This window comes from Oenococcus alcoholitolerans, from assembly GCF_051852995.1.
Taxonomy (GTDB): Bacteria; Bacillota; Bacilli; order Lactobacillales; family Lactobacillaceae; genus Oenococcus; species Oenococcus alcoholitolerans.
This window is the reverse complement of record NZ_CP176042.1, coordinates 672,534-697,079: the sequence shown is the minus strand read 5'-3', so window position 1 is coordinate 697,079 and position 24,546 is coordinate 672,534. Positions and strand designations below refer to the sequence as shown.

Here is a 24,546-nt window from a genome sequence, read left to right as displayed (position 1 = left end):
CTGCGCCTAAACCTATAAAATTTCAGTTTTAAAAATTTTTGTCCTAAGCCCCTTCGGGTAAAAATTTTTGATCATTCCATCCGAAAAACGTCCCCAGCCAAGGCCGTTATTGTTTCGTTTCAAAAGTATCCAGCCTTTTTTGAAATCAGACTTTTCAATGCGGATCACGTCTCCATGTACATAATCGATAAGCTGATGATCGTCCAAGGACAATTGAGGATAAAATTTTTCGCCTAAAGAACTTAAAGCCAGTGCGTGCGATGGATAAAAAATATTTTTCCTGAAATAGCCGATTTCTAAACCGGCACGTAAAATTTTGATTTTATCTAAATCAGGACAAAAATCAGGCAAAGAATAAACATGATCACCAAACTTTGCCAAGGTCGACAGATCAGTATCTATCTTTGCTTGATCAAAAAAGTCAGAAAGGAGTTTGAGCTCGTTTTTTTCAAGCGAAACGGTACTTTTCTTCCTGTTTTTCCGGTTTCTGCTTAAAGAAACTGTTGGAGTCGACAGGCGGCTTTCAAATTTTTCTTGATCAGCAGCTTTGATCAATTTTGCAATAAAATGGCCCTCGGCTTTAGTTTTGTGCGGCCATATCCGAGCGGTTTTCAATAACTCAGAGTTGCCATCAGACCAGTCAGGCCGCCCGTTTTGAACTCCTTGGAATTTTTGGATAGGCAAAAGTTTCATTTGAGGAAAATTCTGTAAAATCCAACTAATGACCTGCTCGTCTTCTTCAGGGGAAAATGTGCAGGTCGAATATATCAATGTACCGCCATCCCTCAATAATGGAATGGTCGATCTTAAAATTTCTTTTTGGCGTTCAGCACATTGCCGATTATATTCAGGATTCCAATATTTTATTGCGTCAGGATCCTTCCTGAACATCCCCTCGCCGCTGCACGGTGCATCCAAAAGAACTTTGTCAAAAAAACCGGGCAAACGTTCCAGCAGTTCTTCTGGACTGTGATTGGTGACCAAAGTATTGCATATACCGCTTCTTTCGATATTCTGACTCAGGATCTTAGCTCTTTTAAAATCGATCTCATTAGCGACCAGCAATCCCTTATTATGCATACTTGCGGCTATTTCGGTACTTTTTCCACCGGGAGCCGCCGCGAGATCAAGGATCTTTTCACCTGCCTGACCGTCAACTACCTGCCCGACGAATTGGGCACTTGCATCCTGCGAATAAACAGCACCAGTCAAAAAAGCGTCTGATTTTCCGCTGACATTGCCATAACGGCCGAATCTTTCATTCCAAGGTATGACTGGATCATTTTTAAAATTTTCCGTAAAAGAAGACAAATTTTTTAAAGGATTGAAACGATATGCTGATACTGCTTCTTTTTGAAAACTATCAAAAAAATCATTTGCTTGATCCTTTAAAAGGATCTTGAATTTTTCAATGAAAGCTTGCGGTAGTTTTATCATTCAATTTCTCCTTGATGATCGGCAGTAAAGTTGTAAATGCTTGTCTATGCCCTAGTCTGGTCAGATGAACGCGATCGCTTTTTTGAAAATCCCATCGTTTATTCGATACCAAATCAACATACCGGTCGTTAGCCAAAAGATCTTCAAAAACATTTTTAAAGCTGCCGTCAAAAGGTTCAATAACGATTATCTTGTCATCATGAAAACGTTTTTTTAGTTCTCTGACCAAGGCTTTTAAGGAAAATAGGAATTCCATATCGCTTGCGGCCTTATCATTAGTTCCCAGATTAACGATAATGGCCTTATTTTTGCGATTATAATCGATTTGCCGCGCCTTTCCTTTTGCATATTGCCAAATAAAATCTATCGCTGTAGGCGGATAAATATTAGCTTTTTGTGTTATACCGCATCCGCCGTATGCCAGCCTTAAATTATCTGCCGCAAGTGCTTCTGACAACAAAAAATCCCAACTAAAATCAGGGCGATGCGCAGCGCCGTCAGAAATAAAAGCATCTGTTTTTTGACCATTAGTAATAGAATCGCCGATAAAGACGATCTGGGAATCGTACAAAGAACAAGGCTCAAGTCTGTCTTGGTAACTGATCGAATCAAGCAAAAAATAGTCTTCCAGATCCCAAGTTTTTGCTTTTACATAAGTTAAGGATTGAGTCATGATCCGGACTAGATGTTTTCCTTTACTGCCAAGCGGAAGTGAAAAAGGTTCATTGCCCAAAACAAGCGAGACAAAGGGCCTTTGATCGACAGAAACCAAAATTCGCGATCGATCTTGGCCGTGAGTATGATCACGCCAATCAAAAACCAACTCCGAATTGCCAGAACTGAGCAGTCTTATTTCGGCACCCAAATTATTTGTTAAAACACTTCCATTTTTTTGGAATATCCAATTGCCGGTAAAGGCCCTTGATGAAGTTGTTGAAGTCAGAGAAAATTCTTTCATTTGCTAAAATCGCTTGGTTTGATCCCTTCCATGCCTATCATCGGATCGATAGTTAAATTATCGATCAAAGATTTAGTTAAAACATTATTGACTGTCTTATTCTTTTTGCCTAGTGCTGAAGCTTTTTTGGAACTATGTTTTTCTTTTGAAAAGTTTTTGTTTTGATCTCCAGCCAGCATAAAGATCAAATTCGTTTGTCTTGGAGGCGCAGGATTATTTATGGCTTGGCGAAAAGCTTCCTCATTTCCGATTAAAATCAATGATTTTTCGGCCCGTGTTACTCCTGTGTAAAGAAGGTTTCTTGTAACGAAATTATTCAGTGTGCTGGTCAAAACAAAAATAACATTCTTAAATTCGCTCCCTTGAGCTTTATGGACTGTTGAAGCATAGCTGAGCCTTAGCTGGTTACTTTCTTTACCCTTATATGATACGAGCATGCCGGAAAAATCAACCTCAACAACAAGATCTGATTCATATTTGCCCTCATAAAAAGCAGTTACATAGCCGATATCCCCGTTATTAACACCTTTTTCCTGGTTATTTTCTTGCTGCATGACACGATCGCCGATCAAAAAATGATCAGGAAAAACCGGAGAATCAGCCATCTGATCATTTTCGATCAAAAAAGGCCGTGCCGCACGATTGAGCAGATCGACCATTCTGTTAGTTGGACTGATGATCTGGAGGTCTTCTTTTTTAATGCCTATTCGTAAAGCAGCCCCTAAAACTTTGCTGATAACTATGTTGGTTTGACTTTCATGTAAAGGAAAGAAGGAAACATCTTTTCCTGGCTGAAACATTTTCGGATCTACCAATCCTTGCTTTAGATTTTGCGACAAAAGATCGATACCCGAACCCTTAGTCTGCCGGTGATTTATATTAAGCTCGATAACAGGAAACAGATCAGAATTTATCAGATCAGTCAATACTTGTCCGGCACCAACTGAAGCCAGCTGATCACGATCGCCTACCAGCAATAAGTGGCATTGATCAGGCAGTGCTTTTAGAAGATGCTGAAAAAGCTCTATGTCGACCATCGACATTTCGTCGATCACCACTAAACCACAGTCTAACGGATCGTCTTGGTCACGTTCAAAAAGTCCATCACTATTAGCGCCCAGCATCCGATGGATCGTTAAAGCTGAATGTCCGGTAACTTCCGTAATACGCGTTGCAGCTCGACCAGTGGGAGCTGCCAAAAATATTTTTTTAAGATCAAGCTCAAAATCATCGTCATCTTTTAAGCGGATCCTGCTCTTTTTCCATTGATCGATAACAGTACTGATAACGGTCGTCTTCCCCGTTCCCGGACCGCCTGTTAACACTGTAATTTTATTTTTGAAAACGGATACTACCGCCTGCTGCTGATTTTCATCTAAGCCGCTGCCTTCGATCGCACGGGAATCAAAAGATACTTTCTCTTTAGCAGAATGGCTCAATCGAAACAAATCATTTGCAACTGACTCTTCAGCGAGAAAAGATTTCTTTAGAGATATCCGATCGTCTTGGACCTGTACTTGCTTTTTAGCACTCATATCAGAAATAGATTTTTTTATGTCTTCAGAAAAGAAATCTGCTTCGCCGTCTAATAATAAACTAGTCCTGGTAATAAGCTGTTTTTCAGTTAAAAAGGTATTGCCCTCGTTTTGTTCGCTTGTGATCAAAACAGACTTTATAGCACCTTTTATCTGCAGATCCAAATTTTGAAAGCCGATCAAAGAAGCCGCTTGACAAGCGATCGGATAGCTGTAACTATCAATTGATCCAATAAAGCGATAAGGATTATCTTTGACCATTTTTATAAAATCCAAACCGTAAAGATCGAACAGACTATCAGACATGCTTGTATTAAAACCGAATGATGCGGCTTGAGAAACGGCTTTGACGCGATTTTTATCACCAACGATGACTTCGCTTAAAGTCGAGATCTGTTTTTTACTAAGACCGCTATCGTTCAATACCTTTGGATCGTCAGCTATCAAATCAAAAAGTTTCGTGCCGAAACGTTCGACAAGCTTTTCAGCTGTTTTTTTGCCAATACCGGGAAATTTATCAGAAGACAAGTATTCGCTTAAAGCATCCTCGTCATCAGGAATCACCTCTTGAAAATCCTCGACCTTGAATTGAGGGCCATATTTAGGATGATCAGTCAACTGACCCTTAAAATCATAACTGCTGCCGACTTTTAAAGAAGCGATCTGTCCTGTTAAAACAATTTTGTCATCCGTCCAGTCAAAATCATTGTCCAAAGGCCTCGATGAAAAAACAGCATAGCTGTTACTGCTGTTTTTAAAGAAGAGTTTTTTTACAGTTGCTTTAAGCGAAAACATCGTTATTAAGTTTAACCCAATTAATGTTATTAAAAAAATTCATGATCAGATTTTTTTAATGACCTGTCTGTCTATCAAAGACTGGATATAAAATCTATATTGTTCAACAAGTGCTTTGTTCTTTTCGTCTTTGAATATATTGATATTCAATGCCTGATTAGCAGTTAAAATAGAAATTTTAAAAGCCGACAGGTCGCCCTTAAAAGTTATTTTTAATTTTCTAGACAGGTCAAAGCCCTTATCCGGTTCCAGCATAAAGGTCTGACTGTAAGCGCCGGCATTATTTTCAGTAAAACCAAGATCTCTTAAAGTAAAAGCCTTGATCTGCGGATCGATCTGATATTTGCCGTCACCTTTTACATCTACTATCTTTTCAAATGCCATAAGTCAATTCTATATCACAAAATTATTTAAATATCATTTTTGTTCTTTGATAAAGTTGAGCAATATTTCTGCCGATTTTTGACCAGCGATCTCCAAAAATTCGTCAAAACTTAAATCAGCTTTATCATCAGCAGCGTCAGAAATGGCTCGTAATACAACAAAAGGTGTCTTAAAGTTGGCTGCTACCTGGCCAACAGCTGTACCTTCCATTTCAACAGCGAGAGCATCCGGAAAAGAAGCGATGATCTTATCTTTCATATCTCCCATCACAAATGAATCGCCGGATAATACCAGTCCTTGATGAGCATTTGGGTTGGTCCGCAAAAATTCAGCAACCAGTTTCGGATCAGATTTGAAATAAAGTTCTTTTCCAGGCAATTGGCCGACTGATCCCGGTTTGATCGTATTATAAACATCGTGATAAGCAAGCCGATCGGCAATAAGCTGGTCACCGACCTTCAATCCCTTGCCAAGTGCCCCTGCTGAACCAGTATTAACGACAAAATCAGGATGGTATCGATCCAAAAGAATCGTTGTAGCCATGGCTGCCTGAACTTTACCGATACCGGATTCGGTCAATATAACTTCTTGATCGTAGATGGTGCCGGAAACAAATGATTGTCCACCGATAAAAACCTTTTTTTGGTCTTCAAGCTTCTGTAAAAGCAGCCTTTTTTCTTTTTCCATTGGGGTAATGATTCCGATTTTCATGATTCAGCTCCTAAAAAAATATGAAATATAAATAAAGTAAAATGGTTAAAAAAATCACGATGATTATAGCTCGGTTCAAGCGGTACTTAAGCCTGTCGATCAGTCCTTTTTGTGTTAATTTACCATTGGAACCAAGCTCAAAACGTCCATTGTGAGTTAATTTGAATTCTTTGTCATATTCAGGTTTAACAACGGTTATTTTTTGGGGATGATCTTTTGCATATTGCTGTTCGACGATTTTACGCTGCTTCAGCCTTTTTCTCATTGCCCTTTTTTGACCTAGGCCATTGAATAATCGTGATAATTTATCCATTAAAGACATAATTCAATCATACAGAAAAAATCAATTTGCGAAACGAATAGCGATCAAAATAAAATTAACGAAAAACATCAAGCTGATGATCAAAACGGTTGGATTTATATCTTTGAATTTGCCTTTAACGATTTTTACAAAAACATAAAAAATAAATCCTGCTGCGATCCCATAAGAAATAGAATAGGAAAGCGCCATGAATACCGAGGTAAAGAAAGAAGGAATCGCCACCTCGAGATCGCCCCATTCGATTTTTTTAAACTCATTCATCATCGATATACCCACAACGATCAAGATCGGTGCGGTGGCACTATTAGGAATGACTGAAACTAACGGTGCCAAAAAAATAGTAAAAAGAAAACCGGCGGCAGTGATCAAATTTGAAAGACCGGTCCGTGCACCGGCTGCAACTCCTGATGCGGACTCGATCAAAGTCGTCGTGTTAGAGGTCCCGAAAATACCTGCTGCGGTAGTTGTGACTGTGTCAGCGAGCAAAGCACGATCCATGCGTGTTTTAAAGCCGGATCTATTTTCGGCAAACTCTTTTTGATCTTCTTTTGTAAAAATATTAGTCTGTTCGCCGATACCGAGCAAAGTTCCAACGGCATCGAACAGACCGGTCAGGCCCATAGCAAAGATCGTGGCCAGTGTTAACAAAAAATCGTGCCAATTGTTGAATAAAGTCGGCATGCCTTTACTTGAAAAAGAAGAAAAAATTATATTTTGAAATTGACTGAAAGTAGCAGAAAATGATTGGCCCCAATGCAAATCAACATTCGTTACTCCGAAAGGTATGCCGATTATAGTAGTTGCTACCAAGGCGATCAGAAAGGAGCCCGGGATCTTTTTCAAAACCAAAAAAATAAGCAGAAGCAGTCCGATCAATGAAAGAACTACCGACGACTGATTAAAGTTAGCTATTTCTGGTGTTATGCCGCCGTTTGCAACCATTGAATCAGTGCCCCATCCGGAAATAACATCAGATCTGTCAACGATAAAGTTGATGAAACCAGCATTTTTTAAACCAATATATGTAACGAACAAACCGATCCCGCCTGCAATAGCAGCCTTTAATTCTTCTGGGATCGCTTTAACGATCGCCCTTCGTCCGTGCGACAAGGTGATGATCAAATCAAAAACACCGACGAGAAATACAATAGCCGAGGCTTGCTGCCAACGAAAATGGAAGCCGAATACGATCGTATATGTAAAATAAGCCTGCATGCCGATACCCGGCGCTAAAGCAAAGGGAACGTTAGCGAATAATCCCATAAATAAAGTTCCGATCGTTGATACGATTATCGAAGCTAAAAATATCCCCTGTCTGGGCATCCCTGTTTGCGACAGGATCTGAGCATTTAAAAAAAAGATATAGACCATTGATAGAAAAGTCGTTAGCCCACCAATGATCTCTTGACGATAATTTGTATGATATTTTTCTAATTTAAACATTTCCCTACTATCGATCCATCCCAAAAAAATTAAATAAGTGTCGTGCTGCCCTTAGCATAAGCATCTTTTAAATAAGCAGCTTCGTTGTAGCTTTCCAATATAAAATCGCTGCTATTACTGGTTTTCAAAATAGAACTGGATTCATTTTTTAGTGAGTCCAAATTTTGATCGCCGGTTAAAGCCTTTATTCCAAGCTGAGAAATGGCTCCGTGTGAAAAAATCAAAATATTTTCGCCATCAGCGATCGTTTTCACCGCATCAATAACTGCCTGGCGGAATCTTTGACTGGCTTTTGAAAACTGCTCGACCCCAAACTCAAAAAAAGCCGGGTCGTCTTGTCTTTTAATCAATTTTTCGAATAACTCAGGATGAAGCCTCTGAACCTGCCCCTTGGTCAATCCTTCCCAATCGCCAAAAGCCACTTCGGTAAATCCCGGATCTTCCTCGATCGGCGTACCCTGCATTTTTTTAGAAGCCGCGACCGTCAATTCAGCAGTTAAGCGTGCCCGCTTTATTGGACTGGTAAAAATTCTGCTAAAGTTAAATTTATCTAAGAAAACCGCAAGATCTTTGCAATCTTCTTTACTTGATTCTAAGAGCGGCGAGTCCCCATTTGCGCCTTGAAAACGCTCTTCCAGGTTCCATTCGGTCCTTCCGTGCCTAACAATGAAAATTCTTTTCATAGTTAATAGAATACAATAAGCTTGCTGTGAAACAAAATTGAATCGTAACTGAATATTTTTTTGCTGACAAAAGATCGATCAAATGAGATAAAATTTAAAAGTAAGCGCTATTACTTTTAGAAAGGAACTAATAATGGCTATTTTAACTGAAACCGTAACTTTGAGAAACGGCTTAAAAATGCCAAAAGTCGCTTTTGGGACTTGGCAAAGCAAACCGGGATACGAAACATATAATGCCATCACAAATGCACTTAAAACCGGCTATCGATTTTTAGATACAGCTTGGTCTTATCGAAACGAGGAAAGTGTTGGTGATGCAGTTTTAGATTCAGGTATTAAAAGAGAGGATATTTTTATCCAAACAAAACTCCCCGGCGAAGTAAAAACTGACCGTGATGAGATCCTTCGCAGATTCGAACATAGTTTGAAAAATCTCAGCACCGACTACGTTGATTCATATATTATCCATGCACCCTGGCCTTGGACCAACCCGGGACAAAATTGCGATCCTGAGAATCGACAAGCTTGGCATGTCTTAGAAGAAATTTACAATAGCGGTCGAGCTAAGTCGATCGGTATTTCCAATTTTGCCCCGCATGATATTGAAAATATTATCAACGATCCAAAGACGACCGTTCTGCCTATGGTAAATCAGATCCAGTATTACGTCGGTTACACACAAAATCCCACTACAAAAGCTTCAAAAGACAACGGAATTATCGTTCAAGCATATTCTCCGCTGGCTACCGGACGTCTTTTAGAAAATGATACGATTTTATCGTTAGCAAAGAAATATAGTGTTACTACCGCTCAACTGGCATTAAGATACTGCATCGAAAACGATATCGTACCAATACCAAAAGCTCGAAGTATCAAACATATCCAAAATGATGCTGAACTTGATTTTAAAATAGAAGCTGAAGATCTAAAAAAACTGGATCAGCTTTCAGATCCAAGCGCCGGACGCGGCTGGCACGCAGAGACTCACGAATGGTTTGATATTTGATCTTTAAAAAAACACTGCTTTAAAAGCAGTGTTTTTATGTGCGGTCGTAAATGTTTTTCAAGCCATCGATATCACCCGTTGATAAACGGCTCTTCCCTTGATCGATCGGAAACATGACTGAATCTCGATCGCTGCTGTGATCTAAACCTAACGCATGTCCCAACTCATGAACAGCGACCGGAAGCGAAAGCGATTGACGATAAGCTAAATTCAAACTAGCGATACCATGATTAAAAGAATGAGTCTGGTATCCGTATTGCTGAATTATTTCAGGTCCGCCGCGTCCGAGTTCGATCGTTCCTTGAGACAAAGCAGATCCCTCATTTTTAGTATAGGAAGAAAAAGTTATCAGATTGTGTTGACCAGTCGGCGTGCCTAAAATAAGGTGAACGATGCCGGTAGAATTATATTGATCAACGGCTTGCTGAAAAATTTGACGAGCTGCTTGCGGCAGATTTTGAGAAAAATGATAATAATAAACATTATCCAAATGAACTCCAGCGACGATAGACTCAGTCGGAGTAGCATTAGGATCGCTGATCCTATTATCATCAGTCGAATTAGACCCTTTGCTGCCCTTATTGGAAGCAGCAGAATCATCGATCGTTGGAAATTTAGGAAGTTCGATCCCTTGCCCGTCGCCGCCAAAAGCCATTTTCAATCTGTTCCATGAATCGTTCAATTGTGAAACGACCCGCTGGCTCGACTGGCGAATAAATTTATCGCTTGTCGGAGACAAAGAGATGTCGCCATGACGATAAAAAGCAAAGAAAACGATCGCTGCAATTATTATTAAAAAAGTAAACTTGCGTTTCACTAAAAATCCTCTATCCAAAATCCAGTTTAATAAATCTATTAGATTGTACAACGGCTAGATAAAAATAAAATAAAATTATTTTTTAAAGAAGCTTTTTTCTTTTCATTTCTGAAACGCAGCCGCTCTGGTTCACTTTTTCAAAAAATCTTTGATAACAGTCAAAGCAAGGTCATACCTGCCGGCCTGACAGTGCTGTTCTCCGCCGGTTTCCTTAGTAAAGATGTGTGTTTCTAAAGATTTAGCATTAGACAGTTCTGCTTGCTCTTTTTTCAAATCATCAAAGGGAACATATTGATCTTCTTTACCGGCCAAGAGCAAAACATCTTGATCTACTAATTTTCCAAGGCCCTTGATCGTATGTTTTGATAAGTCAGCTAAAAGTTCATAAGGCGTATCGGTACCGGTATTTTCATAGCCTTTATTAAATAAAAAGCTTATATTCGAATCAGTTTCTATCAAAGTTTCGATCAAACGATCGAGTGCGGCTGAATTTTGATCATTTAATAAGCTTCGGATCAGTGAACGATTTTCTTCAGAAAAATTTTTCAAAAATACATTCAATCCATCGTAGAAAAAGTCAAAACAAATAGCTTTCTTGATCCTTTTTTCAAAAGCCGCTGCTCTGATCACGAAATAACCACCCCAAGAAACTCCCATAGCATCGACCTCCGACAAACCAAAATAGTCGATAACAGCTGAAACAGGTTTTTCAAAATAAGGAGTAAACTTTAAACCATTATCGATCAAAGCTCTTCCTTGGCCGGGACCGTCAAAAAGAATTGCATTATATTCACTGCCCTTCAAAAAATCAGCGACTGCCAATATTTCTTCCATAAAACTATCAAAACCATTTATTATGATCAAAGTTTTTTTAGCGTCTGGATTAACGTTAACTTTGACTGCCGGCAGATAAGTTCCTAAATAAGGTACCTTAAAACTCTCATAATCAATTTCCGGATGAGATCTGTAAAAATTATCTAAATAAAGATGGACGGTATTTTTCTTCCGCCGATCATCTTTGCTTAAGTAAAATTGTGCTAAGCCATAATATGAACAAGCTATATCATATCTGCCCTGTTTTTGACGATCGTCTGCTAGAGAAGACCAGACTGAGAACCAAGACTCTAAGTCAACTATTTTTGATAAACCATTTGCTAAGTCTTTTTTGACTTGAGGATCCTCTTTGAGTCCTTCGAGCTGCCGATTCAATTGTAAATTCATTTGTTGGTTATTTTTGATGTAGTTATAAAACATTTATCAATCTCCTTAGCTTTGATAACATAATTGTATTTGCGATCATAAAAGCTAACAATCATCAAAAGACACTGCATATGTACATAAATGGACATTTTATTGTAAAAATGTTTGATAAACTACAAAAAAAGAGAGAATTGACCACATGACGATCGATCTTAGACAATTAAAAACAGATAGGAACATTAAAGAAGCAATGATTAAAATGCTCCAAAAAAAGAATTTTGAAAAAATAACAGTTTCGGATATATGTGCTATCGCGTTGACGAGCCGATCGACTTTTTATCTTCACTATTTGGATAAATATGATTTAATCGAAAAAATAGTTGAAGAACAGAAAAAATTTTTTGAAGAAATTTTCTCTCAAAGAATCAAAGGCTTCATATCGGGCAGCTTTAAAAAAACGATCAGCGATTTTTATAATGATCTTTATAACAACAAAGAAACGATAATGACCCTTTTTAAAATCGACAAAATCGAATATAATTTAAAAAATATTTATAAAAATATTATTACAGAACAATTAGAAAAATATTTTAAAGAGCAAAAAAGCGGTCTTCCAAATGACCTGCTGGTTTCCTTTGGTACCAGTATTATTATGGATACTTTGAATTGGACTTTAGAACACGGATTGAACACAAAAGTGCTTAATTATGCTGAAAGCATTAGGTATCGAATGTTTGACCAGATCATGGAGTGATTGAAATGCGATCAGATTTTATGAATATAAAAAGAACTCAGAAAACCCGGCTCAGATCTAGCTCACTTCCCGGATAGTGTTGATTTTGATTAATTTTTAAATTTTGACCATTTTCAAGAAAGAACTTTGTTTAAAAATACACAAATAATTTTCAGACAATGTATAATCATTGTGAAAGCGATTTCAAAAGGATAACCAAAAAATGGCAAATAAAAATTTTATCAATAACGACTTTGCTGATGTCGTATTAAACCGGCATTCAGTAAAAAAATTCGAGAAAGGTTTCAAAATACCCCATAGCGAATTATTGCAAATGGTCCAGCAAGCCGTAAGAGCGCCTTCCGCTATAAACTCTCAACCCTGGCACTTTCTGATCGTAGACAGTGATGCCGGTAAAGAAAAACTTGATGAATTTATGGTCGGTCCGGATAAGGCATTGTCTAAAGGTGCTTCTGCCACCATAATAGTTTTAGGCGATACTAAATGGTATCGAAAAGATCATTTTGATAAAACCTATGAACACTATCCCAAAGAAGCTTCTGATTTTTTTCATAAAATGTTAGATTGGTGGGTTCCGCAATTATTAGATTCCAGCAAAGATGAACTTGGATCAGGTATGGATGAAATGCTTGCTGTAAATAATGCGATAGTTACGATGCAGTTCGTTTTGATCGCAAGAGCACATGGATATGACGCTAATATCGCTGACGATTTTAAACGCGAAGGTCTGGTAAAAGCTTTTGGTTTGGATGACGACCGCTATAAACCAATGCTGTTTTTTGTTGTCGGCAAAGCTGATCCGAAAGAAATTCCAGAAAAAACATACCGGTTGCCTGCTGCAGATGTCACAACTTTTGCATAAAAAATAGTTGGTAATAAAAAAACGCACTGAATAATTTAGTGCGTTTTTTTAATTTTATTCCCATTCGATCGTTGCCGGCGGCTTGCTTGTAATATCGTAAACTACCCGGTTGATATGGCCAACTTCGTTAACGATCCGTTCTGAGATCCGACCCAGCAGATCCCAAGGCAATTTGGCAAAATCAGCCGTCATGCCATCAACTGAAGTAATAGCTCGAATAGCGATCGTCCAATCATAGGTCCGGCCATCACCCATCACACCAACGGAACGAATACCGGTCAAGATCGTAAAATACTGCCAAACAGAATCTTCCAAGCCGGCCCTTGCGACCTCTTCTCGCAAAATGGCATCTGAATCACGAACGATAGCTAATTTTTCTTCAGTAATATCGCCAAGCACCCTGATAGCTAATCCAGGTCCCGGGAAAGGCTGGCGCCAAACTAATTCGTGAGGCATTTCCAATTCTTCGCCCAGCTGTCGAACTTCGTCTTTAAAAAGCGTACGCAAAGGTTCGATCAGCTTAAAGTGCATTTCCTTGGGCAGACCACCAACATTGTGATGTGATTTGATCGTTTGCGCTGTATCGGTACCGGATTCGATCACATCGGTATAAAGAGTTCCTTGAGCTAGGTAGTCGATACCATCTAATTTTTTAGCTTCGTCATTAAAAGTTTCAATAAATTCGCGGCCGATTATTTTGCGTTTTTGTTCTGGATCGCTGACACCTTTTAGTTTACTGAGAAAACGTGTCTGAGCATCGACTTTAATGATATTCAGACCGAATTTTCCGGCCAAAGAATCCATGACCAGCTGCGCTTCATTCTTACGCAAAAGACCATGATCAACAAAAATACAAGTCAACTGACGACCAATAGCTTTATGGAGCAAAACAGCAACAACTGAGGAGTCAACACCGCCGGATAAACCCAGCAGAACCTTTTTATCACCAACTTCTGCTCTGATCTTTTCAATCTGAACATCGATAAAATCACTCATTTTCCAATTAGCTTGGCATTTTGCGATCTTAAAAACAAAATTTTTCAAAATTTCATTCCCGTATTCAGACAAAGTCGTTTCAGCGTGGAACTGAACACCATAAATCTTATCCTGATCATTAGCGATAGCAGCGATCGGTGTTTTATCAGTTGAAGCAGCTACAGAAAAACCCTTTGGCAAAGCCGAAACAGAATCACCATGGCTCATCAATACCCTTTGATCATCAGGAGTTCCTTCCAACAGCAGAGAAGGCTCTTTGGAAAAATGAAGTCGTGCCTGACCAAATTCGCCATTACCATCATTTGCAGTGACTTCCCCGCCAGGAAGCTCGTTGGCTATCAACTGCATGCCGTAGCAAACACCTAAAACAGGTATACCTAAGTTAAATATTGCCGGATCAATTTTAAAAGCGTCATCAGCATAAACTGATCTCGGCCCGCCTGACAAAATTATTGCTTTTGGGCCATACTGTTTGATTTTCTCTAGCGTTATTTTACGAGATTTAAGCTCAGAAAAAACACCGAATTCTCTGATGCGGCGTGTTATCAATTGATTATACTGGCTTCCATAATCAAGTACTAAAACTTTATCGAAATTTTCACTTAATTTATCCATTTATTTATTTGATATCATCCAATTTATTTGTATCAAGGATCGCAATGACTGGCAAGTTGCGAAACCTGCTATTATAATCCATGCCGTAACCGACAATAAATTCGTTAGGAACCTCCAAACCTGCATAATCGATTCGCACCGGCACCTGCCGCGCTTCTTTTTTATCTGTCAAAACGACCGTTGTGATCTGCGAGGCACCCTTTAATTTAAAATAATCGACCAGCCATTTCATCGTCCTGCCGCTGTCGACGATCTCATCCACGATCACAACCTGCCTATCGGTCAGATCAGTTGAAACATCATGAGTAACACGAATATTCCCAGTCGACTGACTTTTGTTGTAGGATTTTACATCGATGAAATCAAGGTCAACATCCAAACTCATTTTTCTTAAAAGATCCGTTGTAAAAATAGCTGCACCCTTTAAAACAGAAATAAAAATGGGCCGCCGGCTCGAATCTGAAAACTTTTTATCTAAACTATCAGCAATATGTTGAACGGCTGCAGAAATATCAGTTTCCGTGGCCAAAACTTTTTTTATTGCCGGGTGACTTATCAAAGCATTCATGATTTTAACATTACTCCAATCCCGCTCTTTTGAAAATTAGATCAACATTCCGCAAGTGGTAATGGTAATCAAAGGCATCATCTATCTCTTCTGGTGAAAGAGTATCGGTTATATCTTTGCTTTTTAAAACCAGATCCTTAAACATCAAATGATGATCCCATGATCTAGCTGTTAAAGGCTGGATCAAATCGTAAGCTTTCTCACGGCTCATCCCTTTATCTATCAGCTTTAATAAAAGCCTCTGCGAATAAATGAGCCCGAAACTAGCATTCATATTAGTTTTCATTCTTTCCGGAAAAACAGCTAATTTCTGAAGAATATTTGTAAAGCGGTCCAAGATATAATCGATCAGGATCGTAGAATCCGGAAGTATGATCCTCTCTGCAGAAGAATGAGAAATATCACGCTCATGCCATAAACAAATATCATCCATAGCTGTTTGCATGTGACCGCGAATAACGCGTGCCAGACCAGTTACGTTTTCCGAACCGATCGGATTCCTCTTATGCGGCATTGCAGAAGACCCTTTTTGTCCAGCGGCAAAATTCTCTTCGACCTCATGGATCTCCGTTCTTTGCAATCCGCGGATCTCCGTTGCAAAATTTTCGATACCAGTCGCAATCAAAGCGATCGAATTAATATAATCGGCATGTAGATCACGCGGGAGAACTTGCGAAGTTACCGGTTGAGAACTTAATCCAAGCTGCCGCAGAGCGTTATCCTGCACTTCCATCGGAATATTAGCAAAAGTTCCTACCGCACCGGACAGCTTTCCCGTTTCCACAGCCCTGCTGGTTCTGGTGAAACGATCAATGTTGCGCTGTGTTTCCGCATAATAACGCGCCAAAACCAGGCCAAAAGTCGTTGGTTCAGCTTGGACACCATGAGTGCGGCCGATCATGACCGTATTTTTATATTTAAGCGCCATTGATTTGATCTGAGAAAGGTATTTTTGTAGATCTTGTAAAATAATGGCGTTTGCCTGCTTCAGTCGAAGACCTTGGGCCGTATCGACAACATCTGTTGAAGTCAAACCAAAATGGATCCATCTTTTTTCGGATCCAAGCGACTCAGAAAGATCTCTGGTAAATGCGACAACATCATGGTGAGTCTTGGCTTCTATCTCGGCGATCCGTTGACTGCTGAAAGCAGCTTTTTTCTTGATCGCATCGACATCCGACTGTGGGATCTCGCCATAATCAGCCCAAGCTTGATCAACAGCGATCTCAACTTCCAACCAGCTTTGATACTGATTATCAAGACTCCAGACCCGACCCATTTCGTCTCTGGTATAACGGTCGATCATAAAGCACCCTCTTTTGAATTCTTCCAAAGAGGAGAAATTAAATGAGTTTGAGTACGGTGCGGTCCGACAGCAAAACTTAAAACCGGACGATCAAGCAGATCAGTGATCGTTTGAATATATTTTTGTGCGTTGACCGGAAGTTCGTCTAAACTTTCTGCGCTGCTGATATCTTCATCCCATCCCGGCAGCGTTTTATAAATCACTTCCGCAGTTTCAAGCTTATGCAGGTCAGCCGGAAAATACTTTATCAGCCGATCATTTATTTTGTAAGCAGTTGCAATTTTTATTTCATCCAATCCGGACAAAACATCAAGTGAATTTATCGCTAACTTTGTAATACCCGAAACTGCGATCGCATGTCTCAAAGCAACAGCATCAAGCCAGCCGATCCGCCGCGGTCTTTTAGTGATAACACCATATTCATGCCCAGTTTCTCTGATCCTATCACCGATCTCATTCTTTAGTTCGGTCGGAAACGGTCCTGAACCGACACGCGATGTGTAAGCTTTCACGACACCGATAACATCACTTATCTTATCCGGACCAATTCCTGAACCGACAGCAGCCCCGCCGCCGGTCGGATTTGAAGAAGTAACGAAGGGATAAGTTCCTTGATCGATATCCAACATGATCCCTTGTGCGCCCTCAAAAACGACCCGACTATTTTTTTCCAATCGTTCTTCGATAAGTTCCGTTGAATCAACGACAAAAGGTTTCAACTGACGGCCGTACTCAGAATATTCATCGAAAATCTTCTTATAATCAAGTGCTTTGCCGCCATAAAGACCTGTGATTTCTTTATTTTTAAATGGCAAAACTTTTTTTAGCTCTTCAGCAAAAACCTCCGGATCGATCAGTTCAGAGATCCGGATGCCGCGACGATTTATTTTATCGGAATAACAGGGACCGATTCCCTTTTTAGTTGTACCTATCCGATTTGAACTTGCTCTTTCTGATAAAGCATCAAGCTCGATATGATAAGGCATTATAACCTGTGCCCGTTCAGATATCCTCAAACCACTGGTATCGATGCCGCGATCATTTAATTCTTTCATTTCTGCGATCAAGGCCTGTGGATTTACAACGACGCCGTTTCCTATGACTGAAAGTTTATCTGGGCTGATAATACCAGCTGGCAGCGCTGACAAAGCAAACTTTTCTTGCCCATGGTAAATAGTGTGACCAGCATTATTACCGCCTTGATAACGAATCACAGCATCAGCATCTTGACAAAAAAGGTCAACGATCTTACCCTTGCCTTCATCGCCCCACTGAGCACCAACTACTACAATACCTTCCATCGTGTCTCCTAAAAGATTCCTTTTTAATCAAATACTTTATAATTCATCTGACTATTACAATATATTCGATTAAAACACGAACGTTTAAGCCCGACTGTAATTAGGTGCTTTTTTTGTTATTTGTACATCATGGGGGTGAGATTCAACCAAACCAGCATTAGTTATTTGAACAAAACGAGCTTTTTCGATCAGATCATTTATCGTTTTGGCACCGGTATAACCCATTCCAGATCGCAAACCTCCAAGATCTTCAAAAATAACATCGTCTAGTTTGCCCTTATAAGCAGTTCTTGCTTCGATACCTTCAGGAACCAATTTATTGACTTCTTTTACTTCTCCTTGAAAATAACGATCTTTAGAACCATTTTCCATGGCAGCCATCGATCCCATACCGCGATATGACTTATACTTATTGCCGTCTTCACCGACGAAAGTATCTCCAGGAGCTTCTTCGGTACCAGCCAGCATTGAACCAAGCATAACGGCATTTCCGCCTGCGGCGAGTGCTTTAACGATATCACCGGACCATTTGATGCCGCCGTCAGCAATGATCGTCTTGGAAAGTTCAGCAGCGACCGCTGCTGCATCGGTTATAGCAGTTATTTGCGGAACACCAACACCGGCAACCACTCTGGTAGTGCATATAGAACCAGGACCGATCCCAACCTTAGCTACATCAGCACCCGCTTCAAAAATTGCCCGAGCGCCTTCAGCAGTAGCGATGTTTCCGCCAATAATATTTAAAGTAGGATAAGTTTGGCGAATCTCACGGATCTTACGCAAAACACCGGCAGAATGACCGTGCGCCGAATCGACGACGACTGCATCAACGCCAGCCGACACAAGAGCCTGAACTCGATCCAATGTGTCGTTAGTAACACCAACACCGGCAGCCGCTATCAGATGACCATTTTTATCCGTTGCCGCTTGCGGATATTTTTTAAAATCGATAGCTGTTTTTTTTACTTTTGCTACTTCATCAGCCTGCTGCTGAATCAGCATATTTTTGTGAACGACACCAATACCGCCGTTCAATGCGATTTGAATTGCCAAGCGGCTTTCGGTAACGGTATCCATTGCCGCACTCAAGATCGGAATATTCAAATGCAGGCTGGGCGTAAGATCAGTACCTAGCTCCACCTGGTCCGGAGTAACTTCTGATGCTGCAGGAATCAAGAGTACGTCATCGAAGGTTAATCCTAGTTTTGTATATTTATTTGAAAAATCTGCCATGTATGTCCGTCCTTTTAATTAATAAAAAACATCCGCAAGCGGTCAAAAGCGGCTGCTGCGGATGCCAAAAAAAGCGATCCGCAGATAGTCCAACATAGGTGTTGGGTAGAAACTGTCAGCCGTTATCTGACGATATACCTGCTTGATTGTTATTTATCTTAACAGATATAAGTAAAAAAGCAAGATAATTCAGGAAAATTTTTTTCGCGAAAACAAAAAAACGGATAAATGATCCGTTTTTAAAATAATTTTTTATTCTTATCGATCTTCGATTTCTGATGCAGTAAGTTCAGGAAAATCATGTTCAACGATTTCTGCATTCTTCTTAGAAAACATCGGGAATTTAGGATCGGCACCAATATCCAAGTGATACAAGCGGTCGCGCGGATCGACTTTGCCGGCAGCGTGAGAAACCTCAACATCATTTTTATCGGCAAATGTGGTTTCAAGCTGACTGACCATTAAAAGTTTTCTTAAGTCGATTCCAAGCTCGTCGAAGCTTTCTTGCTGTTCTTTAGTCAAGGCAACTTTCAAAGCTGCCTCAGCATTTTTACCGATCAAATTATCTTCACGGGCCTTCTCCAAAGCTTTATTGACTTGATCGCGGAAATCGAAAAATACTTGCCAAAGTTTCAAAGTATTTTCTTCATCAGAATATTTTTGATAAACAGGCTGCTCAGTTAAATATGCATAAGCCGGTTTTTCTTTCAAATTTTCCCAGACCTCTTCAGAAGTATGCGGCAAAAACGGCGTGAGCAATTGTGCCAGACCCTTAGCCACTTGATAAAACACTGTTTGCATCGAACGACGTTCTAATGAATCACGCCCTTCAATATAAACGATGTCTTTAGCAACGTCTAAATAAAAGGCCGAAAGATCTGATGAAACAAAATTGATCAACTGTTTGAACAGATCGTAAAAATCATACCTGCTCATTTTTTCATGCCAATCTTTAACGAACTGATTAAATCGAAGTGTCATCCACTTATCGATCGGCTTAAGATCTTGATAAGCAACAGTATTCTTTTCAGGATCAAAATCTTCAGTATTTGCTAGCAAGAAACGAAGTGTATTTCTGATCTTGCGATATGATTCAGATACTTGTCTTAATATGCCCTTAGAAACATGCACATCAGAACTTGAATCGATACTCATGACCCATAAACGAGTGATTTCAGAACCCATTTGGTCAGCGACTTCATTTGGCGAAATGATATTGCCGAGTGATTTTGACATCTTTTGGCCCTTGTCGTCAAAAACAAAACCTTGAGCAAGGATCGATTTATAAGGCGCAATGCCATTGACCGCTACTGAAGTAATGATATTAGAATTGAACCAGCCTCTAAATTGATCAGAACCTTCCAAATACAGGTCGGCAGGATAATCAAGGTTATCGCGTTCTTGCATGACACCGGCCCAGCTAGAGCCAGAATCGAACCATACATCCATAATATCTTCTTCCTTGCGGAATTCTCCATGCGGACTGTGTTCGTTAGTATATCCTTCCGGAAGCAAATCTTTGGCATCATGTTCAAACCAATAGGTCGAACCGTATTTAGCAAACAAATCGGCAACATGATCGATCAACTTTTTATCAACGATAGGTGTATCATCTTCCGCATAAAAAATCGGCAGAGGTACTCCCCAAACACGTTGACGCGAGATCACCCAATCTCCTCGATCTTTGATCATATTGTAAAGACGGATCTTGCCCCAATCGGGATAGAATTTTACGTCTTCTATTTGATCCAGGATCTCTTTTCTAAATGGCTCGATCGAAACAAACCATTGAGGAACAGCTCGCCAAATGATTGGTTTTTTTGTCCGCCAGTCATAAGGGTAGGAATGTTTTATCTTTTCTGTAGCTAGCCAAAGGCCGGCGTCTTTGAGCTTTTTAATAACGATCGGCGCAACATCATCATAAAATTTCCCTTCAAAGTCGGACCCGGCGTTTTTAGTCAAAAATCCTCTTGAATCGACCGTTACAGAGATCTCCAAGCCGTATTTAAGCGATACGTTATAGTCATCTTCACCAAAACCAGGGGCTGTATGAACCAATCCAGTACCAGAATCAAGAGTAACGAAATCGCCATTCATGACTACTTCTGTTACATTTTTATCCCAAGGGTGCTCGACTGTGACCTTATCGAGATCAGTTCCCTTGAATTCTTTGACAACTTGGAAATTCTTCCAGCCGAAACGCTGAGCATTTTCAGCCAGCAAAGCTTTTGCAACAACGAATTTTCGTTGATCATTTTCAGGTTTAACTAAAACATATTCAAAATCAGGACCAACCGTTATACCTCTAGAAGCAGTAATGGTGAAAGGTGTCGTGGTCCAGACTACCAAATAAGTATCATTATCAAGCAAACCCTTGCCGTCCTTTACCCGGTTGGCATAGAAAAGCGAGGTAGAAACAAGATCATGATATTCAACTTCTGCTTCTGCCAAAGCTGATTCAGAACTCCATGACCAGTAAACAGGTTTTAATCCTCTGTAAATATAACCTTTATTAGCCATTTCGCCGAAAACACGGATCTGGGCAGCTTCAAATTCGGGATGCAAGGTCAAGTAAGGATGATCCCAATCAGCTAAAACACCTAATCTTTTAAAATCTTTGCGCTGCATACTAACTTGTTCCAAAGCATAATCATGGGCCAAATGACGCCAAGCTGCTTTAGACATCGCTTTACGATCATGCCCAGCCTTGGTCAGCTGTTGCTCGATAGGAAGGCCATGAGTATCCCATCCAGGTACGTAAGGTGCGTAATAACCAGTCATATTTTTATAACGAACGATAATATCTTTCGATATTTTGTTCATTGCATGACCAATATGTATATTTCCGTTCGCGTACGGAGGTCCATCATGCAAATTAAAATGTGGCTTATTTTTATTTAAATCAAGCCTTTTTTGATACAAGTCGTCCTTTTCCCATTGTTTTTCCCTAAGCGGTTCTGTTTTTGGCAGACTTCCCCGCATAGGGAATTTAGTATGACCAAGATGAAGCGTGTCTTTTATTTTCATAATTCTCCTCATTTCTAAACCAGTCATGATACAAAAAAACGCCTCGAAACTAATCGGGACGTTTTTTTAACGCGGTACCACCCAAAATTTATACGCCAAAAGCGTACCTCTTTATTAACTTAATACAATATCGGCTGATCTGCGAAAGCAACATTGATCATCGGCTTACACCAACCCGACTCGCTGAGCATTTATTGCCAAGGCTTTCTGGTCCGAAATAGTATCGGTATAAAAAACATTATACAAAAAAAATAGAAATAGTATAGCTTTTTGAATTACTTTAATAAAAAAGTCTCATGATAACATTGTAAAAACCGCGATCGATCAAATTCAAAACCAACAAAGCGACTAATGGCGAAAAATCGATACCTGCGATCGGTGGAATAAATCGCTGAAAAAAAGAAAAGACCGGTCGGGCAAGTCGAAAGATCCAATAGGCAATTTTAGCAAAGGCTGTATTGACGATTCCTGGAAAAAAGCTTAAAGCAGCAGCTAAAAATATGATCCAAGAATAAAAAATTATTATCCAGTGAACTAATAAATAAAGGTATAAAAATAATGTAGATAAATTAAAAGCGAGCATTTTGACCCATTGAGCCTGCAGCTGAACCTGAGCCGGAAACGGCGTAATTATTAGGGGCTATCAACCAAATATCATCAGATATCTTTTCGATCGAACCTTCAACAGCATATATCGCTCCTGCGACAAAATCGACTATTTTTGAAGACTGAGTACTATCAATAGCGGAAAAGTTGACTATTACTGCCTCGTGCAATAATAGTTGATTAACGATCGTTTTTGCATCAGAAAATACTTTTGGAACAAAAAGAGCAATATGACTATCGATTTTAACAGAATTATTGGTTTGAGCTGAAGAATTCACTGCTGACATTCTTGACTGCTGGCGATAATTATTATTCTGGCTGTTAGTCGAATAACCATAAGACTGTTGGTTTTGGTTTTGATAACCATGTAAATTTTGTGAATAATTACTGCTTTGATTCTGATTCAAAGAAGCCTGCCCAGCCTCTCCGGTCGTGCCGGCGCTCTGTGCCCCTTGATAACCGTCGTCTTCGTACTCTTCTTCATCATCGTCTGATCCACCGAAAAAGTTTTTGAATGAAAATGCCATATCTACTCCTAAATCTTAATTAATGACGCTTGAAAAATGACGGACGGCTTGACGAATCATCGTCGCTGTCTGAGTCATTAGATTGATTGAAAGGCCTGCTTTGAGAATTTTGGCCATTATATCGTTGACCAGAATTTTGATTCGATGAATCAGCTTGAGAATTAGCCTGCTGGTTATTGTTGCGATCAACAGTGTTCAACTGCCAGTCTTCAAATAAATTACCTGAGCTTCTTCTACTATCGTTATTAGCAGGAGCTGATTGATTTTGATTATTATTGTTTTCGTTAGGAACGACACGATTATTTCCTGTTATCGGGTCGACTGTAACATTAGGAATATCGTCAAATACAGAAGAGCGGCGATTACCATCAGCGGTACCGGTTTGAGTGCCTGCCTGTGAATCGCTTGCCGATGAATCAACTGTAAAGACGTCATCGCTTGGACCGGCTGGTTCGCCGGTATTTTGATTTATGTGAGTAGCAACGACAGTTACTCTGACCTGATCTTCAAGCTTGTCGTCAACTGAAGTACCAAAGACGATGTTAACGTCTTGACCGGCAGCCTTGGTCACAACATCAGCAGCTGTTTGTGCTTCGTAAAGAGACATGTCGGCAGAGCCGGTAACACTCAAAATAACGTCAGAAGCACCCTGCAGATCAACTTCAAGAAGCGGAGAAGCAATAGCAGCCTTAGTAGCTTCAGCAGCACGATTTTCGCCGGTTGCAGAGCCGATACCCATCAATGCCATACCGCCATTGGTCATGATCGTTTTAACATCAGCAAAATCAAGATTGATGATACCTGGTTTTGTGATCAAATCAGAAATACCGCGAACGCCTTGGAGCAGTGTATTATCAGCTGCACGGAAAGAATCCGCCAAAGATGCTTTACGATCCATGATCTCTAACAAGCGGTTATTAGATACAACGACCAATGTATCAACGTTCTCTTTTAATTTAGCTATTCCTTCGGCAGCAAAACGGGCTCTTTTAGGTCCTTCAAAATTAAAGGGTCTTGTAACGACACCAACAGTCAAAGCGCCTACTTCGCGTGCTATTCGGGCGATAACAGGTGCAGCACCGTTACCGGTTCCGCCGCCCATTCCAGCCGTGACAAATACCAGGTCAGCTCCCTGCAAAGCTTCTTGAATAGATTGTTGTGATTCTTCACCGGCCTTTTCACCGACTTCAGGGGTAGAACCAGCACCTAGGCCGCGGGTAAGCTTGGGACCAAGCTGAAGCTTATTAGGTGATTTAGAAGCAGCCAATGCCTGCATATCGGTATTTGCGACGATAAATTGGACACCTTCGATGCCTTCTTCGATCATGCGATCTATAGCATTGGAACCGCCGCCGCCAACACCGATAACTTTGATATTGGCTCCGTAACCCGCTTGAGCTGGTTCAGTAACATTGCCGTTAGTATGATTTTCTGAATCTTTTCTTCTAACTACCATTTGT

22 protein-coding genes and 1 riboswitch are annotated in these 24,546 nt (G+C 40.0%); of the genes, 3 read left to right on the top strand and 19 right to left on the bottom strand.

From position 1 onward, the window contains the following. Nucleotides 1–12: 12 nt before the first annotated feature. From ACKP2L_RS04065 to ACKP2L_RS04030, 8 genes are read right to left on the bottom strand one after another with little or no spacing between them, the layout of a single operon-like run. Nucleotides 13–1,437: an RsmB/NOP family class I SAM-dependent RNA methyltransferase gene (locus ACKP2L_RS04065; protein ID WP_439426080.1), complete on the bottom strand. Its 1,425-nt coding sequence runs from the start codon at nt 1,435–1,437 to the stop codon at nt 13–15. Next, complete coding sequence (locus tag ACKP2L_RS04060; RefSeq protein WP_439426079.1) at nt 1,409–2,395, bottom strand: SGNH/GDSL hydrolase family protein; 987 nt, start codon at nt 2,393–2,395, stop codon at nt 1,409–1,411. The genes ACKP2L_RS04065 and ACKP2L_RS04060 overlap by 29 nt, the downstream gene beginning before the upstream one ends. Continuing rightward, the gene (gene recD2, locus ACKP2L_RS04055; protein WP_439426078.1) at nt 2,392–4,725 is read right to left on the bottom strand and encodes an SF1B family DNA helicase RecD2; all 2,334 of its coding nucleotides are present in this window, start codon (nt 4,723–4,725) and stop codon (nt 2,392–2,394) included. Before recD2 ends, ACKP2L_RS04060 begins: the two co-directional genes overlap by 4 nt. A 45-nt stretch (nt 4,726–4,770) precedes the next feature. Beyond that, nucleotides 4,771–5,109, bottom strand: a complete 339-nt coding sequence (locus tag ACKP2L_RS04050) for a DUF1831 domain-containing protein (protein ID WP_439426077.1) — start codon at nt 5,107–5,109, stop codon at nt 4,771–4,773. Between the two features lie 33 nt (nt 5,110–5,142). After that, entirely contained in the window at nt 5,143–5,820 is a 678-nt protein-coding gene (locus ACKP2L_RS04045; RefSeq protein ID WP_439426076.1) for a 5'-methylthioadenosine/adenosylhomocysteine nucleosidase, read from the bottom strand. A gap of 10 nt (nt 5,821–5,830) precedes the next feature. After that, a complete protein-coding gene (locus ACKP2L_RS04040) occupies nt 5,831–6,142 on the bottom strand; it encodes a hypothetical protein (RefSeq protein WP_439426075.1) in 312 nt (103 codons plus the stop codon). 21 nt (nt 6,143–6,163) lie between these two features. After that, a complete protein-coding gene (locus tag ACKP2L_RS04035) occupies nt 6,164–7,585 on the bottom strand; it encodes an NCS2 family permease (RefSeq protein WP_439426074.1) in 1,422 nt (473 codons plus the stop codon). Nucleotides 7,586–7,614: 29 nt separating this feature from the next. Continuing rightward, the gene (locus ACKP2L_RS04030) at nt 7,615–8,268 is read right to left on the bottom strand and encodes a histidine phosphatase family protein (protein WP_439426073.1); all 654 of its coding nucleotides are present in this window, start codon (nt 8,266–8,268) and stop codon (nt 7,615–7,617) included. A 133-nt stretch (nt 8,269–8,401) separates the two neighbouring features. Here ACKP2L_RS04030 and ACKP2L_RS04025 point away from each other — a divergent pair, with 133 nt between their 5' ends. Continuing rightward, the gene (locus ACKP2L_RS04025; protein WP_439426072.1) at nt 8,402–9,274 is read left to right on the top strand and encodes an aldo/keto reductase family protein; all 873 of its coding nucleotides are present in this window, start codon (nt 8,402–8,404) and stop codon (nt 9,272–9,274) included. 34 nt (nt 9,275–9,308) lie between these two features. Here the strand turns inward: ACKP2L_RS04025 and ACKP2L_RS04020 are convergent, their stop codons facing one another. Both ACKP2L_RS04020 and ACKP2L_RS04015 read right to left on the bottom strand, forming a co-directional pair. Further along, nucleotides 9,309–10,091: a matrixin family metalloprotease gene (locus tag ACKP2L_RS04020; RefSeq protein ID WP_439426071.1), complete on the bottom strand. Its 783-nt coding sequence runs from the start codon at nt 10,089–10,091 to the stop codon at nt 9,309–9,311. Nucleotides 10,092–10,220: 129 nt separating this feature from the next. After that, nucleotides 10,221–11,345 (bottom strand): alpha/beta fold hydrolase, encoded by a 1,125-nt coding sequence (locus ACKP2L_RS04015; RefSeq protein WP_439426070.1) that lies wholly within the window; start codon nt 11,343–11,345, stop codon nt 10,221–10,223. 145 nt (nt 11,346–11,490) lie between these two features. Between ACKP2L_RS04015 and ACKP2L_RS04010 the strand changes: the two genes are divergently transcribed. Both ACKP2L_RS04010 and ACKP2L_RS04005 read left to right on the top strand, forming a co-directional pair. Next, a complete protein-coding gene (locus tag ACKP2L_RS04010; protein WP_439426069.1) occupies nt 11,491–12,045 on the top strand; it encodes a TetR/AcrR family transcriptional regulator in 555 nt (184 codons plus the stop codon). 202 nt (nt 12,046–12,247) lie between these two features. Beyond that, nucleotides 12,248–12,907 (top strand): nitroreductase family protein, encoded by a 660-nt coding sequence (locus tag ACKP2L_RS04005; RefSeq protein ID WP_439426068.1) that lies wholly within the window; start codon nt 12,248–12,250, stop codon nt 12,905–12,907. A gap of 54 nt (nt 12,908–12,961) precedes the next feature. On the opposite strand, the gene guaA is transcribed toward ACKP2L_RS04005, so the two are convergent. From guaA to ftsZ, 9 genes are all read right to left on the bottom strand, one after another. Next, nucleotides 12,962–14,518, bottom strand: a complete 1,557-nt coding sequence (guaA, locus tag ACKP2L_RS04000; RefSeq protein ID WP_439426067.1) for a glutamine-hydrolyzing GMP synthase — start codon at nt 14,516–14,518, stop codon at nt 12,962–12,964. Nucleotides 14,519–14,522: 4 nt separating this feature from the next. Beyond that, nucleotides 14,523–15,086: a hypoxanthine phosphoribosyltransferase gene (hpt, locus tag ACKP2L_RS03995; protein WP_439426066.1), complete on the bottom strand. Its 564-nt coding sequence runs from the start codon at nt 15,084–15,086 to the stop codon at nt 14,523–14,525. A gap of 10 nt (nt 15,087–15,096) precedes the next feature. Further along, a complete protein-coding gene (purB, locus tag ACKP2L_RS03990; protein WP_439426065.1) occupies nt 15,097–16,392 on the bottom strand; it encodes an adenylosuccinate lyase in 1,296 nt (431 codons plus the stop codon). After that, nucleotides 16,389–17,693 (bottom strand): adenylosuccinate synthase, encoded by a 1,305-nt coding sequence (locus ACKP2L_RS03985; protein ID WP_439426064.1) that lies wholly within the window; start codon nt 17,691–17,693, stop codon nt 16,389–16,391. The genes purB and ACKP2L_RS03985 overlap by 4 nt, the downstream gene beginning before the upstream one ends. A gap of 84 nt (nt 17,694–17,777) precedes the next feature. Then, nucleotides 17,778–18,926, bottom strand: a complete 1,149-nt coding sequence (gene guaB, locus ACKP2L_RS03980; protein ID WP_439426063.1) for an IMP dehydrogenase — start codon at nt 18,924–18,926, stop codon at nt 17,778–17,780. Nucleotides 18,927–18,991: 65 nt separating this feature from the next. Next, a riboswitch (purine riboswitch) is annotated at nt 18,992–19,086 on the bottom strand. A 98-nt stretch (nt 19,087–19,184) separates the two neighbouring features. Continuing rightward, nucleotides 19,185–21,953, bottom strand: a complete 2,769-nt coding sequence (gene ileS, locus ACKP2L_RS03975) for an isoleucine--tRNA ligase (protein WP_439426062.1) — start codon at nt 21,951–21,953, stop codon at nt 19,185–19,187. 280 nt (nt 21,954–22,233) lie between these two features. Next, on the bottom strand, nt 22,234–22,536 hold the full coding sequence (locus tag ACKP2L_RS03970; RefSeq protein WP_439426061.1) for a YggT family protein: 303 nt from the start codon (nt 22,534–22,536) through the stop codon (nt 22,234–22,236). After that, a complete protein-coding gene (locus ACKP2L_RS03965; RefSeq protein WP_439426060.1) occupies nt 22,523–23,086 on the bottom strand; it encodes a cell division protein SepF in 564 nt (187 codons plus the stop codon). The genes ACKP2L_RS03970 and ACKP2L_RS03965 overlap by 14 nt, the downstream gene beginning before the upstream one ends. Nucleotides 23,087–23,105: 19 nt before the next feature. Then, nucleotides 23,106–24,542, bottom strand: a complete 1,437-nt coding sequence (gene ftsZ, locus ACKP2L_RS03960; RefSeq protein ID WP_439426059.1) for a cell division protein FtsZ — start codon at nt 24,540–24,542, stop codon at nt 23,106–23,108. Nucleotides 24,543–24,546: the final 4 nt, after the last annotated feature.